At 55.1% G+C, this 15,693-nt stretch carries 14 protein-coding genes; 7 read left to right on the top strand and 7 right to left on the bottom strand.

Annotated elements, in window-relative coordinates; genetic code table 11:
• Positions 1-9 precede the first annotated feature (9 nt).
• Together AC0YNS_RS22160 and AC0YNS_RS22155 are read left to right on the top strand one after the other, a co-directional pair.
• Entirely contained in the window at positions 10-222 is a 213-nt protein-coding gene (locus tag AC0YNS_RS22160) for a cold-shock protein (protein ID WP_090980204.1), read from the top strand.
• A 98-nt stretch (positions 223-320) separates the two neighbouring features.
• Positions 321-2,705 carry a helicase C-terminal domain-containing protein gene (locus AC0YNS_RS22155; RefSeq protein ID WP_475783135.1) on the top strand — a complete coding sequence of 795 codons (2,385 nt, stop codon included), beginning with the start codon at positions 321-323 and terminating at the stop codon, positions 2,703-2,705.
• Here the strand turns inward: AC0YNS_RS22155 and AC0YNS_RS22150 are convergent.
• From AC0YNS_RS22150 to AC0YNS_RS22130, 5 genes are all read right to left on the bottom strand, one after another.
• Positions 2,669-3,466: an anti-sigma factor domain-containing protein gene (locus tag AC0YNS_RS22150; RefSeq protein WP_475783134.1), complete on the bottom strand. Its 798-nt coding sequence runs from the start codon at positions 3,464-3,466 to the stop codon at positions 2,669-2,671. The genes AC0YNS_RS22155 and AC0YNS_RS22150 overlap by 37 nt on opposite strands.
• The gene (locus tag AC0YNS_RS22145; RefSeq protein ID WP_090980198.1) at positions 3,466-4,038 is read right to left on the bottom strand and encodes an RNA polymerase sigma factor; all 573 of its coding nucleotides are present in this window, start codon (positions 4,036-4,038) and stop codon (positions 3,466-3,468) included. Before AC0YNS_RS22145 ends, AC0YNS_RS22150 begins: the two co-directional genes overlap by 1 nt.
• 112 nt (positions 4,039-4,150) lie before the next feature.
• Positions 4,151-5,002, bottom strand: coding sequence for a cupredoxin domain-containing protein (locus tag AC0YNS_RS22140; RefSeq protein WP_475783133.1), 852 nt, complete (start codon positions 5,000-5,002; stop codon positions 4,151-4,153).
• A 10-nt stretch (positions 5,003-5,012) separates the two neighbouring features.
• Positions 5,013-6,605: a plastocyanin/azurin family copper-binding protein gene (locus tag AC0YNS_RS22135; protein WP_475783132.1), complete on the bottom strand. Its 1,593-nt coding sequence runs from the start codon at positions 6,603-6,605 to the stop codon at positions 5,013-5,015.
• 87 nt (positions 6,606-6,692) lie between these two features.
• Positions 6,693-7,163, bottom strand: a complete 471-nt coding sequence (locus tag AC0YNS_RS22130) for a GNAT family N-acetyltransferase (RefSeq protein ID WP_475783131.1) — start codon at positions 7,161-7,163, stop codon at positions 6,693-6,695.
• A 284-nt stretch (positions 7,164-7,447) separates the two neighbouring features.
• Here AC0YNS_RS22130 and AC0YNS_RS22125 point away from each other — a divergent pair, with 284 nt between their 5' ends.
• Together AC0YNS_RS22125 and AC0YNS_RS22120 are read left to right on the top strand one after the other, a co-directional pair.
• Positions 7,448-7,960 (top strand): metallophosphoesterase family protein, encoded by a 513-nt coding sequence (locus AC0YNS_RS22125; protein ID WP_475783130.1) that lies wholly within the window; start codon positions 7,448-7,450, stop codon positions 7,958-7,960.
• A 23-nt stretch (positions 7,961-7,983) separates the two neighbouring features.
• A complete protein-coding gene (locus tag AC0YNS_RS22120) occupies positions 7,984-9,972 on the top strand; it encodes a GTP-binding protein (RefSeq protein WP_475783129.1) in 1,989 nt (662 codons plus the stop codon).
• Positions 9,973-10,112: 140 nt separating this feature from the next.
• Here the strand turns inward: AC0YNS_RS22120 and AC0YNS_RS22115 are convergent, their stop codons facing one another.
• Together AC0YNS_RS22115 and AC0YNS_RS22110 are read right to left on the bottom strand one after the other, a co-directional pair.
• Complete coding sequence (locus AC0YNS_RS22115) at positions 10,113-10,454, bottom strand: cupin domain-containing protein (RefSeq protein ID WP_475783128.1); 342 nt, start codon at positions 10,452-10,454, stop codon at positions 10,113-10,115.
• 15 nt (positions 10,455-10,469) lie between these two features.
• Complete coding sequence (locus tag AC0YNS_RS22110; RefSeq protein ID WP_475783127.1) at positions 10,470-11,513, bottom strand: NADH:flavin oxidoreductase/NADH oxidase; 1,044 nt, start codon at positions 11,511-11,513, stop codon at positions 10,470-10,472.
• 172 nt (positions 11,514-11,685) lie between these two features.
• Here AC0YNS_RS22110 and AC0YNS_RS22105 point away from each other — a divergent pair, with 172 nt between their 5' ends.
• The 3 genes from AC0YNS_RS22105 to AC0YNS_RS22095 all read left to right on the top strand — a co-directional run bounded on the left by AC0YNS_RS22105 (position 11,686) and on the right by AC0YNS_RS22095 (position 15,653).
• Complete coding sequence (locus AC0YNS_RS22105; RefSeq protein ID WP_475783126.1) at positions 11,686-12,804, top strand: nitric oxide synthase oxygenase; 1,119 nt, start codon at positions 11,686-11,688, stop codon at positions 12,802-12,804.
• 183 nt (positions 12,805-12,987) lie between these two features.
• Positions 12,988-15,045, top strand: a complete 2,058-nt coding sequence (locus AC0YNS_RS22100; RefSeq protein WP_475783125.1) for a DEAD/DEAH box helicase — start codon at positions 12,988-12,990, stop codon at positions 15,043-15,045.
• 89 nt (positions 15,046-15,134) lie between these two features.
• Positions 15,135-15,653 carry a GNAT family N-acetyltransferase gene (locus tag AC0YNS_RS22095; protein ID WP_475783124.1) on the top strand — a complete coding sequence of 173 codons (519 nt, stop codon included), beginning with the start codon at positions 15,135-15,137 and terminating at the stop codon, positions 15,651-15,653.
• Positions 15,654-15,693 lie beyond the last annotated feature (40 nt).

Here is a 15,693-nt window from a genome sequence, read left to right as displayed (position 1 = left end):
GGATGCGCCTTGTATAATCGCAAGAAAATCGTAGAGGATATCCCTGAAGAGAACACAGCGATTTGGAGCTGTGAGACAGAAGGTTGTAAAAGCTGGATGCGGGACAACTTCGCCTTCGATGTTGCTCCTTCCTGCCACGTGCATCATACACCTATGGTCAAGAGCATGAAGATGCTTCCGGCCTTGAACAACAACAACTCTTTAAAAAGCTCAAAAAACTAGCCGTCCCTTCCCGGGACGGCTTTTTTTTGCGCGGATAAGGGTTTAGATGGTACAATTGAGGAACAAATGTTCGATTTGGTTGACCTAAAGGAGATGCCATGGGAGATCATATACAGCTGTCTGTACGTGCATTGGTGGAGTATGCCTATCGGAGCGGAGATATCGAATCAGGTTTCCATGTCTTGAGCTCCATGACGGAAGGCACCAAGGCGCACCAACGCATCCAGAAGCAATATGGCGAACAAGACCAGAAGGAAGTATATGTAAGCGCGGAGATCGTCATGGATGATCTTCTCTTTGTCATTGATGGACGCTGTGATGGGCTGCTCATCGCGGGAGAAGATGGCGGCCTTATTGTGGATGAAATTAAATCGACCGCTGGAAGGCTGCCGGAGGAGATTGGCCATACGTACCCTGTTCATTGGGCGCAGGCTAAGTGCTACGCATATATGATCGCTAAGGACCGTGGGCTTCAGGAGCTGACGGTGCAGCTGACCTATGTACAAGTGGAGAGCGAGGAAGAGAGGCGCTTCCTGCAGCGGGTTACTTATGAGGAGCTTGCGGAGTTCGTTCACGAGATGGTACGAAGTTATTATGCATGCGCTGCACAGCAGGTACGGCATCGAGAACTTCGGAATCGCAGCATCCGGGAACTCGTTTTTCCTTTTGCGGCTTATCGGGAAGGACAACGGAAGCTGGCGGGTGCTGTCTATCAGACCATCGCAGAGGGCCATAAATTGTTTGCTAAGGCACCGACAGGCATCGGCAAAACGATCTCCACGATTTTCCCATCCGTCAAAGCGATTGGGGCTGGGCTGCTGCAGCGTTTCGTTTATTTAACGGCGAAGACAATCACGCGTACGGCGGCGGAAGAGGCATTCGCGCTGCTGCAGACGAAGGGGCTGCATCTGCAGGTGGTCACGATGACGGCGAAGGAGAAGATTTGTTTCCAAGAGGAAGTCCGGTGCTCGAAGGAGCATTGCCCGTATGCGGACGGATATTACGACCGGATTAATGAGGCGCTGCTTGATTTGCGTTCGAACGAGACGCTTATTACACGTGAAGTGGTAGAAGGATATGCGCGTAAACACAGGGTCTGCCCGTTCGAATTTGCGCTGGATGCGGCGTATGGGGCAGATGCGATGATTTGCGATTATAACTATGTGTTTGATCCGCGTGTCAGCTTGAAGCGCATGTTCGAGGAGCAGAAACGTCAAACGGCGCTGCTGATTGATGAGGCGCATAATTTGGTGGATCGGGCGCGAGAAATGTATTCGAGTGACCTCAATAAAGCAGACTTTCTGGAGATGCAGCGGGCGTTCAAAGGGGTGAACAGCGAGGTTCACGGAGCGGCCAAAGCGGTCAATCAATACTACATCGCGCAGCGCAAAGCACTCGGCGAACAGCGGCAAGAGGTGACGGAGTCGCTGCCGGAGCCGCTTGTGAGCCTGGTGGAGCAGTTTGCTGCGGCGGCGGAGAAGGAGTTGCTTGCACCGGCTGGGGGCAGCGTAAACCCGGAGCTGCTGGACTTGTACTTTCGGAGTCAAAGCTTCGTGCGCATCTCGGAGCTGTATGATGAGCGTTTCGTTGCGTATACAGAGTGCTTACGGGGGGATATGCGCACCAAACTGTTCTGTTTAGACCCTTCGCATCTGCTTGAGGTGATGAGCAAGGGATACCGTGCGATGGTATTCTTCTCGGCTACGCTTATGCCGCTGAATTACTACATGGATATGCTGGGTGCCGGAGAGAACGAGGGGAGCTACAGTATTGTCATTCCATCCCCCTTCTCGGCGGACCAGCTGGAAGTGACGATTGCGCCATTATCTACCCGCTTTCAGGATCGGGAACGGACGAAATTTCCGATTGCCTCGCTCATAGCGAAGGTGACGCAGGAGAAGCAGGGCAATTATTTGGTTTTCTTCCCGTCCTATGCCTATATGAATGATGCGTATGAGCAGTATCAATTGCTTGTTGATCCAAGTGACAGTTTAGGTTCAAGTATAAATTCGAGTTCGGTGAGGACTATGGTGCAAGGGCCGGGTATGACGGAGGAGGAGCGGGAAGGGTTTCTGGCTGCTTTTCAGGAAGGCTCCGGGCAAACGCTGGTTGGTTTTGCCGTAATGGGCGGTATTTTCTCGGAAGGAATTGATCTTGTCGGGAATCGGCTCACGGGCGTTGTTGTAGTAGGGGTTGGATTGCCGCAAGTCGGGCTTGAACGTGACATTATGAAGGCTTACTTCGACCGGACAGACCGCAATGGATTCGATTATGCGTTCTTATACCCCGGCATGAATAAGGTACTGCAGGCGGGCGGGCGTCTCATCCGCTCGGAGCATGATCGCGGAAGCTTGCTGTTGATTGACGACCGCTACCTGCAGCCCCACTATAACCGGCTTCTGCCGCCGGAGTGGCTTAACTATCGTGTGCTGCGCGCGAATGAGGATCAGATGGACCCGAACACCTTCGTGCCGCGCGGTTGATTGCCCTCATCATCGGGCTCAATGGTAATGCCGATGCTGTCATACTCGAGCTTCGCTGAAGCGATAGGCATCGCGAGCAGGCCGATTCCGCGATCCGCTTGGCCGACGCGGAATGTGCCGGCACTCGTGCGGACGCCGTCTTTAACGAGCCAGACCTGGTAGGCTTCCGCGCCTTTGGTTGCCGCAGCACCGAACAAGTACACGACGAACTGCCGGCTTTGGCCGTTATCTACTATACAGGCAACGCCGGAGGACTTCCCTGCGAGCGGGCCTTGTGCCTTCAGCGGAACAAGCTCGTTGATTTGAGCGGCGGATACGTGAAGCGCTTGCTCTACCGGAAGCGGTGCGATTCGCTGCTCGTGCCGCAGCTGGATGTTCCACACGGACAGCAGCGCGATTCCTGCAATGGAAGCGGCGAGCAGACCGGGGAGCAGCTTGAGCTTGACTAAGCGACTTCTGGGTTTTCTTGGCCGCCATTGTGCGATTTGACTGCCTGCAGGGTCGGGAAGAATGTCTTCCGGACGAGCGGCAAGCGCGGCATTCATCACTTGCTGCTTCAGATCTTGAGGGGGCTCGATCCATTCGATATCGACGGGCAGTGCTTCCCAGGCTGTGCGCAATTCCAGCAGCTCCTTCTGACAGGCGTCGCAGTGAGGGAGATGAAGCTCGAAAGCGAGCGATTCTTCTTCGTTGCATGCGCCGGAGACGTATTCCAGACATAGCTCGCATGGGGATGCAGGCGTTGTATCTTTCTTCTCCATCACAATCCCTCCTCTTCTGCCGGCAAATGTCTGCGTAATATTTTGAGCGTTTGATGCAATCGATTCTTCACGGTACCGAGCGGTTGATTATAGGCGGCAGCGAGCTCGCTTAAGCTGTATCCCTGCCAGTAGAAATGCTCCAGCAGCATAATTTGCTGCGAGGATAGATGGCGATAGGCGCTGCGAATTTGCGCTTTGAGTGATTGGCGCTCTGCACTCTCCTCAGGGGAAGTGACGGCGGCATCAGGAATACGCTCAAGCTCCTCCGGCACATAGGGAAGAAGCGGAGCATTAATGCGCCGCTGCTTGCGCAGCCAGTCCGTTGTCATATTTCGCGTCACGGTTAACAGCCAGCTGGTGAAACGGCCTTTGTCCGGGTTGTAGTCCGACTCGGTCGTCCACAGCCGCATGTAGACGGACTGCGTAATGTCGCGGGCCGACTGCTCATCCTTTAGCGACTTCAGCGCAAACGAATACACAAGTGCCGCGTAGCGATCGTATAGAACGGACAGCGCCTTGTGCTGCTTGGCTTTGATGAGCAGCATCAATTCATGATCAGCAAGATTGTGCATACCGGCAAGCCTCCAGAACAGACGTCGATAATTAAGACCAGTGTACCATTGTAACAACAGAGAGGGTAACCGCTAAAGCCGCGGCTACCCTATGAAACGTTGTCCGTTAAGATTATTTCGCTGCTACGATAATGGTTGCCTGCATAGCCGGATGAGGCGAGCAGTAGTAAGAGAATTCCCCTTCGGTATCGAAGGTAACGGACTTTTCTTCATCGAGACCGAAGAGGCCGGTATCGAAGCTGCCATCGTCCGCTGTGGCAGTGTGCTTAACCTTATCCCGATTGATGAATTTCACGGTATCGCCCGGGCGGATGGTCAGACTGCTTACAGTGAAAGCAAACTCCTTAATCTCGACTACATAGGTTTTGTTCTTCACTTCGGCTTTGGAATCACCCTCACCCGCTGCCGGTTTATCGGGCTTTGTTGTGCCTTCATCCGGCTTCGTCTCAGGCTTCGCAGCCGGTTTCGTTGCGGGCTTCGTCGAAGGCTTGGGGGCAGGCGCCGTGGTCTTCGAATCATCATGATGAGCATCATCGTTGGAATCGCCCTTCGTGCCGCCTTTATCATCGGCTGCCGGCTTAGGATCTGTCTTGTCGTCATCCGGCTTCGCCGCAGTCTTAGAATCGTCTGTCTTAGGCTCCGTTGCCGTGGCAGTCCCGTCGTCATCCGTTGTAGTGTTACCGCCCTTGTCGTCTGCCTGCGTATCGTCAGTCGCAGGAGCTGGCTGTGCTGCTGAACCGTCGTCTGCTGAGGTATTGACGGAGGTGTCCTCGCCGGAGTCGGGCGAGTCTGCTGCGTCATTCATCGCCATTTCGCTGTGATTGACATGATTCTCTGTAGCGGCAGAATTGTTATTGCTGCTGCATGCGGACACCGACAGACAAAGCAGCAAGCCTAAGGCGACCAACAGATATCCTTTGTTCCACGCCGCTCCTACTCGGTTACTCCTCGTTTTCCTCTGCATTCGAAGTCACTCATTTCACGATAATTTGGCCGGTCATGAACTTCTTGTGGGGCTCGCAGAAATAATCGTACGTACCCGGCTTGCTGATCGTAATGGTAAACGATTCGCCTTTTGCCAATAATGGGGTGTCGAAGCTGCCGTCAACTGCAACCGCATTGTGTTTCATATCGTCGAAGTTAGTGAAGATGATTTTGGAGCCGGCTTCCACGGTCAGCGGACCGGTGCCGAAGGAATATTCTTTGATATCTACGTGATAGGTTTTGACTTCTGCACTGGCAGTTGTACCTTTGAAAGCAACGGGATCAATGACATACCAAACGTTGTTCAGGCCCTGTCCGTTAACATCGCCATGAGCCAAGTCTTTGACAAAATAATAAAGCGGGAAGCCTTTGTACGTAGATTGTTTACTGCCATCCGTGCGCGTAATGACGCCGAAATCAGAGCTTGCAATACCGGTAGGCGCCTTGGTACCTGCAGCCAGATAAGCCGGCCAGTTGGCCAAGCAAGTACCTTCACAAACGCTGCTTCCGGCTGTGTCTTTGTCAAAATAGTACAAGGTGCGCCCGTTCGCATCGGTTAAGTAGTTGCCGAGCTTTGTGGACGTGCCCAGCATAGCGGAGTAATCCGATTTGGCAACGAACCATACGCCGCCGACAGCCTCACCAAACACATCACCGGCAGCCATATCTTTGGCAAAATAGTAAAGCGGCCAGCCTTTATACGTCGTTTGCATGGAGCCGTCAGCACGCATGTACATGCCGAAATCGGCTGCGTTTAGGGATGAAGGAATTTGCAGCTGATCTGCATGGTAAATCGGCCATGCTTTCAGGCAGTCGGCTTGACAGGACTCTAAGTTGGCAGCGTCCTTCGTGAAGTAGTAGAGTGTACGTCCTTTGCTGTCGGTTAAGTAGGAGCCGAGCTTGTCTGTGGTTCCAAGTCCGATGTGCTCGCCTGCCGGCAGCACGGCAGAAGCGGCAATTACGTTCGCCTGCTGCAGTTGAGCGAACAAGGTAGCGCCCTTCGCGTTCGACGCGTTCAACGCTTCGACAAGTGCTGTGGCGATATCGGCATTGGTCAGCTCGGATGCGCCGGAGATGTTCTTCAGCCCTTTGCTTTTCGCGAACGTGAAGGTAGCGCTGTATTGGAAAGCGGTGCCGGATTTGTAGCCCAGCGCTTCTAGCAGCACTTTATAGAACTGCTGCGCGGTGATGGAAACAAGGGGGTTGAAATTACCGTTGCCTGTACCGTTCCAGCCGAGCTCTGCGTGAGCGTTCAAATAGGCCAGAATAGCTTGATTGCTTTTACTTACGAGAGAAGCGTCTTTAAAGTTGCCGCTTTCTGTGAAAGCTTGAGCTTCTGCTAGTTTTCCTTGAAGACGTAACGAAATAATAGCGGCCTGGAGGCGGGTGGACGTCTTGCTGAGATAGGAGGAAGAAACCCCGTCGCCGTCACCTAACAGCAGGCCAAGCTTAGCGGCTGTGGCCGCATCTGTTGTAACCGCTGGCGAGCTCTCCGCTGCTGATGCATTAAGAACGGGGAGAAGCATGGCCAGACATACGGTTAATGTCAGCAAAAACAGCCCAAACCTTCTTGCTTTATTCATCGATCTTCCTCCTCAAAATAGTCGTTCTATTAGGAGGTAACGATGAGATAAGCCTAGCGGTTTGAGCGATTTTATGATTTTTCTTATTTATTTGGCTTCGGTGAGCGATTTCTCGTACACATTGATCCAGAAACCGTCGATGACGGAAGCGCCTCGATGCGCGTAGCCGTTAGTAAGGAACAACCTTTTGGCGCCTAGCTGGTTGGTCAGGGCGTCCAAATAAATGTGGCGGAAGCCGAGCTCCTTTGCCCGTTGTTCTAATTTCGTCAGCATCATCTGACCATAGCCGCGCTGCTGAAAGTTAGGGTGAACACGCAGTCGTTTGATTTCAGCGGTATCGTCGTCGAGCTTTTTCAGTCCGCCCATCGCTACTACGATACCATTCTGACCTGTTCCGACAAGAAAATCGCCGCCGCTCTCCAGATATTGCTCGTCGATATGAAAAATATCATGATAATGCTGATGAGTCGGTTCTACGCCTGCTGCGGAAATAACAAGAAGATGAAGCCGCCAGATGTCGTCATGGTCTGCGGTGGAATAACGCCTAATGTTGAACATAGCATTCTCTCCTTTTCCTAACCCGACTATGAGCAAAACAATTGCTCTATATGTAATATAATCTAACACGAAACAAGGGGTGAATGACAGTTTTTTATGGGAATTGGTGGGGTTTGGATCAAAATATTTCATGTGCGGCACATTCGTGTTAGATTACAGGGATAAAATTGTTTATTGTTGAATAGAGGGTGCTTTTGCACAATAATGAAGGTAATAGGATCATGGTGGAAGACACAGGCAGTGTTATGCAATACCATGCCAGCGTGAAGAGGTGAGTGGAGGACATGAAAGTAGTCGTTGTATCGGATACGCACATGACACGGATGGCCAAGAAGCTGCCGGATCGGCTGATACAGGAGCTTCAGGATGCAGATGCGATTCTGCATGCGGGAGATTGGATGACGTTATCGGTATGGGATATGCTGCGTGCGTATGCTCGGACGGAGGGTGTGGCAGGCAACAATGACGGAGATGAGATCATCGCCAAATTCGGTCACCGCAAGGTGCTCGATATAAGCGGACTTCGTGTCGGCTTAGTGCATGGTCATCTAGGCGCAGGCAAGCGCGAGGATACGGAGACGAATGCGTTTCGGTCCTTCGAGCAGGGCAGCGTGGACGTAATCGTGTTTGGGCATTCTCATGTTCCGCTAGTTCGGGAGCGAAGCGGCGTGCTGCTGTTTAATCCGGGCTCGCCGACAGATAAACGCAGGCAGAAGCAGTATTCGTTTGGGATATTTACAATAGAAGGCGGCGCTTTAGTGGCGGCCGATCATGTATATTACGACGATAAGAGCTGACAGCAGGGGGAGATTAGGGAGCTATGGGTGCGAAGATGCGTAATGTTGGCATATTTGCTCATGTCGATGCAGGCAAAACGACCACGACCGAGCAGATGCTCTATCAGAGCGGGCATATTCGCGCGCTGGGCAGCGTGGATACAGGGACAACGCAGACGGATTGGCTGGATGTGGAGCGGGAGCGGGGCATCTCGGTGCGTGCCGCAGTGACGAGGTTTACGTGGAAAGATACGCCGATTAATCTTGTGGATACGCCAGGCCATGTCGATTTTCTGTCAGAGGTGGAACGGTCGCTTCGTGTCATGGACGGTGCCGTACTGATCGTATCGGCGGTTGAAGGCGTGCAGGCGCAGACGGAAGTGATCTGGCAGGCGCTGCGCGATCTGTCGATTCCGACGGTTATTTATGTGAACAAAATGGATCGCGTGGGAGCGGATGCTCTGGCTGTATTGGCTCAGCTGCAGCGATTGTTATCGCGTCAGGTGGTGCCTATAGCAGCGCCTATTGGGGCGGAAGCGGAGTTTACGGGAGCTGTGCCGGTGTTGTTGGATGAGCAGGTGATTGGTGAGCAACCGTGGGCGGAGCCGTACCGGCGCATGTTGGTGGAGACAGTTGCTGAGCAGGATGAATCGCTGCTGGAAGCTTATTTGGATGGACAGGCGGTGGATGATGCGCTGCTTGGGCAAGTGCTTGTCGAAGGCGTGCATCGCAGCACGCTGTTTCCGGTTCTGTTCGGAGCATCGAACCGCGGGATTGGCGTGAAGGAGCTGATGGATGCGGTTCTGACGTACTTACCGGCTCCGAGCGGGTCGGAGGAGGCACCGGTATCGGGTGTGATTTTCAAGATGGAACGGGATCCTGTAATGGGCAAAATCTCGTATGTCCGCCTCTTCGAAGGGGTCATCCGCAACCGCGACACGGTGCTTAATTACAGCCGGGACATGCAGGATAAAGTGACACAAATTCGGCGTGTGACGGGGCAGAAGACGGAAGATATCGGCATCCTGAAGGCTGGCGATATTGCGGCTGTATATGGATGGAGCCGCGCGCGAATCGGCGATGTCATCGGCGCGCCTGAGGGAGTGCCGGGAGAGAAACGGCTTGCGGTGCCGCTGCTCACCGTGCAGGTGGAGTGGAAGAACGAGGCGGAGTATCCGGCTGTCGTAGCGGCGTTTCAGGAACTGGCGGATGAGGATCCGCTGCTCGATTTGCAGTGGCTGCAGGATGAGCGGGAGCTGCATTTAAAGGTCATGGGGCCGATTCAGATGGAGGTGCTGACCTCCATCTTGCTGAGCCGATTTAAGCTCGAAGTCAGCTTCGGCGCGCCATCGGTCATCTATAAAGAAACGCCTGCTTCGGTTGGCGAAGGGTATGTCGCGTATTTGATGCCGAAGCCTTGCTGGGCGATCCTGCGTTTTACGATTGAACCGGGTGAGCGGGGAAGCGGGCTCGTCTATAAGTCGCTCGTTCGGGGCGAACGATTGTTGGAGAGTTATCAGAATGAGGTTGCGAGGCGGGTGCCGGAGGCGCTCCAGCAGGGATTGCGCGGCTGGGAAGTGACGGACCTGCGCGTCACGCTGATTGAGGGCGAGCATCATGTGTGGCACACGCATCCGCTCGACTTCGTCATTGCGACGCCTATGGGCATGATGAACGGCCTTGCGAACACGGGAACGAAGCTGCTGGAGCCCTTGCTTCGTTTTCGGCTCTCCGTGCCGGAGGAGTACGGCGGCAAGCTCATGAACGAGCTTGTCCTGATGCGCGGCGAATTCGACGCGCCAATCGTGCGCCAAGAGCGAATGGAGCTTGAGGGCACGCTGCCCGTCGCGACCACGCTCGACTTCCCGGCGCGCCTGGGCTCCATGACCAAAGGGCGCGGCACGCTCACGACCTTCTTCGCCGGCTACCGCGAATGCCCGCCGGACGTTGACGTGTCACGTGAGCGGCGCGGCGTCAACCCGCTTGATCAAGCGAAGTATATTCTCGCGGTGCGGAATGCGCTGAGCGGGTAGCGCGGTAAGCGGGTACGCCGCTTACTGCGCAGAGAGAGCTAGTTTGGAGCGGTGTACCCCGCCGTCACAACTAACCCCAAAAACACAAAATAAGCTGAGAAGGCGCAAATGTGCGCCTTTTCAGCTTTTTTCACAACGATCTAGACCGTCACGCGGTCACCCCGCGTTGTCGGCGACGAAATAACGAGGAACTCCACCGGTTCGGTGGTGGAGCCGAGCATCTGATGAGGGGTCAGCGGCGGCACCTCGACCCCTTCCTGAGGTGCAAGCACGACGGGCACGCCGTCGACCTCGAGCGTCGCCGTCCCGGACAGCATGAAGAAAAACTGCCGCGACTGCTGATGGTAGTGTCGCACCTCGCTGGCACCGGCGGGCATCCGCTCGTGGATGATGCTGAGCGGGTCATTCTTGACCAAATGCCAGCCGTCGCATACATCGCCCCACACATAATGCTCGGCATTCTGCTTGCTTATCATTTTCATACCAACCAGTCCGCCTTAATAGCCGCGCTGGTACTGACGCGGAAGAAACGCCTCAGCCTCGCTGGAGCCCTTCGCGGCTACCGCTTGAATCGCATGCAGCGCCCAATACGGGTCGCGCAGCATACCGCGAGCAACGGCCACGAGATCCGCGTTACCATGCGCGATGGTGGTGTTCGCCACCTTCGGCTCATCGAGCAAGCCGACGGCGATGACCGGCACCGCAAGCGCATCTTTCACTGCGCGAGCAAGCGGCACTTGATAACCGGCATAAATCGCAGGGCGATTAGCGCCGGTAACCGGAGCTTCGCCACCGCTCGAGACGTGGAAGATATCAGTGCCGGCCTCTTGATACCGCCGGAAAATCTCAATGCCCTCCTCTACCTTATAACCGCCCTCCGAGAACTCGGCTGCGGAAATCCGAACGATTAAGGGCATATCAGCGGGCATGACGCTTTTGACCGCTTGAATGACTTCCACGCCGAACAACGGGCGGTCCTGTCCGTATTCATCCTCGCGTCGGTTCGTCACCGGCGATTGGAATTGGTGGATCAAATAGCCGTGAGCGGCGTGAAGCTCGATCGTATCGACACCGGCTTCTACCGCGCGGCGCGCCGCCTCCCTAAACTTCACGACCATGGCCTTCACTTCATTAGTCGTCAGTGCACGCGGCGTACGGTAAGCATCGCTGAATGCGATAGCGGAAGGCGCAACCAGTTCTGCTGTTTCCTCGGCCTTACGGCCGGCATGGGCAATTTGAATGCCGATCTTCGCACCTTGACGATGAACTTCCGAAATAATCCGGCGATAAGCCGGAATCTGCTCATCCGACCATAGGCCGAGGCAGCGCTCGGTGATGCGCCCATCCGGCTCGATATCGGTCATTTCCATGATAATAAGCCCTGTACCGCCAACAGCGCGAGTCACATAATGGATATAATGCCACTCGTTTGGCGTACCGTCCTTCGCGTCTACGGAATATTGGCACATCGGCGCCATCACGACACGGTTTTTGAGAGAGAGGCCCTTCAACGCAAAAGGTTCTGCTAATCGATTCAACATATCCACTCCTTCATCTATTAAAGTGAGAATCCAACGTTAGGTTCAGCCTCAGTATACCCCTGTCACTTACATTTTGAAAGTGAAAATCCTCCCACAAGCTGGGAAATGGGAATGCGTCATGCAAATCCGTTATAATAGAGACAACTAACCATCGGGCAGGCAGGGAGAAGTTATGCAGAGTCAACAGATGATTATCAATCATGCAGAGTTGCTTCAGGAGGCTGAGGCATATATCAGACAGTTTGGCAGTGAACTAGCAATTGCTGAACAGGCGACAACGGCACGAATAACGGAAATTACAGCGGAAATCGCTGCTACCGGAACGTATACACATACCCTAGAAGAGCTTGCCTATGGGGCTAAGCTGGCATGGCGTAACAGCAATCGGTGCATCGGCAGACTGTTTTGGGACTCATTAAACGTACAGGATGCGCGGGGAGCGACCGACGCGGCTGATATCGCCAAAGCGGTGTTTCGCCATATTGAATATGCCACAGGCAGGGGGAAAATATTACCCTCTATCACCGTTTTCGCTCCATGCACAGACGCCGACTCGCCTCGTATTCGAATCTGGAACGAACAGTTGATTCGATATGCCGGCTACAACCAGGAAGATGGCGCGATTCTAGGCGATCCGATATCACTTCAATTCACCCAACGTTGCATGGAAATGGGCTGGAAAGGGGCAGGAACTGCTTTTGACGTGCTACCGCTCGTGATCCAGATCGGCTCGCAGTCGCCGGAGTGGTTCGATATTCCAACCGATATCGTTCTCGAGGTGCCGCTAACCCACCCGGACTTTCCGAATTTCGAAGAGCTGCAGCTAAAATGGTACGCCGTTCCCTTCGTTTCGAACATGCGTCTTGAAATCGGCGGTCTCCATTATACGGCGGCTCCGTTCAATGGCTGGTATATGGGCACCGAAATCGGAGCACGCAATCTCGCCGATCCGTTCCGATATAACATGCTGCCGGCAGTAGGCACAATAATGGGTTTGGACACAAGCAGAGAGATTACGCTATGGCGCGACCGGGCACTCGTTGAGCTGAACATTGCGGTGCTTCACTCCTATAAGGCGCAAGGCGTGACAATCGTCGATCACCATACCGCGAGCAAGCAATTTTCTCTGTTTACAGAGAAGGAACAGCGCAGCGGCCGAACGCCGACCGGACGTTGGTCTTGGTTGATTCCGCCGCTGTCTCCTGCGACTACGGCCACTTTTCACAACCGATATGAGGACATCGAGCTGAAACCGAACTATTTTGTTCAAAAGGCTCCTTATGAGTCGTAAAGGATAGGTTGGCGGGCGTACGATACGGACAAAATAAGGATAAACAGTGGAGAAAAATGGTTGGGAAGCGACATTTTTACTGGGAATGGGAAGAATCGGTACATGAGCATGTCCGTAATGTGGTACGATAGAAATGCCGGTTTTCGAACGGGAAGGCTTTAATAACTAAATGAGGTGGATGTATTGGCAGGTTTTGAACAATTAGGTATTGCCAAGGAACGGTCGCAATCGCTGCGCAATGAAGGTATTCATGAAGCGACACCGATTCAAGAAGGCGCAATACCCGTTATTATGCAGGGCAGCGACGTAATCTGTCAGGCACAGACAGGTACGGGCAAAACGCTCGCGTTCCTGCTTCCGATGCTGGAGAAAATCAGACCGGAGCGCGAAGATTTGCAGGGTCTCATCCTTACGCCGACGCGTGAGCTTGCGCTGCAAATTACGACAGAGCTGAAGAAGCGGCTTGCGACGAAGGACGAATTCAGCGTGCTGGCTGTTTATGGCGGACAAGATGTGGAATCGCAGCTGCGGAAGCTTCAGCGTGCGGTTCACATTGTTGTAGCTACGCCGGGCAGGCTGCTTGATCATATTCGCAGAGGCACAGTGAAGCTGGGTTCGGTCAAAATGCTCGTGCTTGACGAGGCTGATCAAATGCTGCACATGGGCTTCCTGACAGAAGTTGAGGAAATTTTGAGCCAGATGCCTTACCGCAAGCAGACGATGCTGTTCTCGGCTACGATGCCGGGCGGCGTACGCTCGCTGGCGCAGCGGTTCATGATCGAACCGAAGGACATCACGGTGCGCGCACCGCAAGTGACGTTGAAGGCGATTCGCCAGCTGACGGTTGAAGTCGGCGCGAAAGACAAGATGGAGCAGCTGCAGCGTCTTCTGGGCGAGTACAACCCTTATTTGGGGGTTATTTTCGTCCGTACGAAGAAGCGGGCCAGCGCGCTGAACGAATTCCTGCAAGAGAATGGCTTTAACAGCGACGAGCTGCATGGCGATCTCACGCAATCGAAACGCGAGCAGGTTATGAAAAAGTTCCGCGATGCGAAGATTCATTTGCTGGTTGCGACGGATGTTGCGGCACGCGGCCTCGATGTTGAAGGCATTACCCATGTATTCAACTTCGACATCCCGGAGAATGCAGAGAGCTACATTCACCGCATCGGCCGTACGGGCCGTGCAGGCGAAGACGGTCTTGCGATTACGCTTGTATCTCCGCATGATCGTCTTGAGCTTGCTGCCATCGAGAAAGGCATCAATCAGCCGATTCCGCGCGAGAAGAACCGCAGCGGCGCACCGATTCGCACTTCGATAATGGAGGATACTCCGGATCGCCAAGGCGGCGAGCGCAAATCCGGCGGTTCCGGTCGCAGAGGCGGAACGTCGGGCCAATCGGCATCCGGCAAGTGGGCGCCGAAGGGCGGCCGTTCCGGCCAGGAGGGCCGTAAGAGCAGATCCGGCTTCGGCGGCAACATCGATAGCCGCAAAGCAGGCTCAGGCGGCGGCGCTTACGGTGGAGCAGCGAAGCGCGGCGAATCGCGCGGAGCAGGCGTGCGCAGCGGCGGTGCTGAAGAGGCGCCGCAATGGGGCGCGGCAAGAGCAGAAGCACCGCGCGGACGCGGCGGAGCAGGCCCGCGCGATGGCGCGGCGCCGGCAGGACGCGGGCGCTACAGCACGCCGTCCCGCGAAGAAGGCGGACGCGGTGAATTCGGCGGCGCTGGCGCAGCTGAGCGCAGCGGCGGACGCGGCGGCAACGCAGCGCGTGGACGCGGAGCATCAGCGCCGCGCGGTGAATTCGGCAGCGCTGGCGCAGTTGAGCGCAGCGGCGGACGCGGCGGCGACTCGTCGCGCGGGCGCGGAGCGTCGGCTGGGCGCAGCGAGTTCGGCGGCGGTGGCCGCGGAGCCTCGGCAGCGCGCGATAGCCGAGGCGCTTCCGCGCCGCGCGGCGAATCCCGCGGCGCATCGGCACCGCGCAGCGAGTGGAGCGGCGCAGCAGCTTCGCGCGGGGATGCCCCGCAGCGCGGCGGAACCGGCCGTGGCGGCGAATTCGGCAGCCGCGGAGCAGGAGCACCGCAATTCCCGAACGGGGGCGGCGATAAGAATCGCGCCCGCGCTGGCGGCAGACCGTCTTCGGGCGGCAAACCATCTGCAGGCGGCGGCTTCAAAGGCGGTCGCAGCAGCGGCGGCGGAAAACAAGGCTCGGGCGGTCGTCCGCAGCGTAAAGGGTCGCGTTAAGATTTACTCGTGATGAACAGATGAAGCAAGGCATATGACGATATTTTGTCGGTGCCTTGCTTCTTTTTCTATAGGGAGTGAGAAAACGAATGGTGCAATTGGTGAAGCCGTCAGTTGATCTGGAAGAGGCATATTTGGCATTCTATCAGGAGTGGATCGAGAGCGGGGAAGATATTGTTCCTTGGGTGGTGAGCCTAGATCCGAGTGATTTCACGGCATACGTGAGCGAATTGAACGAGGCCTGTAAGGAAGAGAATACGCCCGAGGCTTGGGTCCCGCATTCTACCTACTGGCTGTTGGACGATACAGGTCATGTAGTCGGCGCAGCTAATATCCGCCACCGGCTGAATCAGAAGCTGCTTGAGAGCGGCGGTCATATTGGCTATGGCATTATTCCGTCCGAACGTCGCAAGGGTTACGCGTCGCGGCTCCTCGCCTTGTCACTCGAGAAGACGGATGCTCTCGGCATACGTGAAGTCCTCGTCATTTGCGATCAGGATAATATCGGCTCGGAACGCACGATTCTGCGAAATGGCGGGCGATTCGAATCGAGCTTCACGGAAGCGCATGGCAATGTCGTCAAGCGTTTCTGGATTCATCGCGTATAACATAAATAGGGATGCCGCATTCAAAGTGGTATCCCTCTCT

It is taken from the genome of Paenibacillus sp. J22FR21, assembly GCF_056269135.1.
Note: the sequence above shows the minus strand (reverse complement) of the source record. Positions and strands in the feature narration are given on the sequence as shown.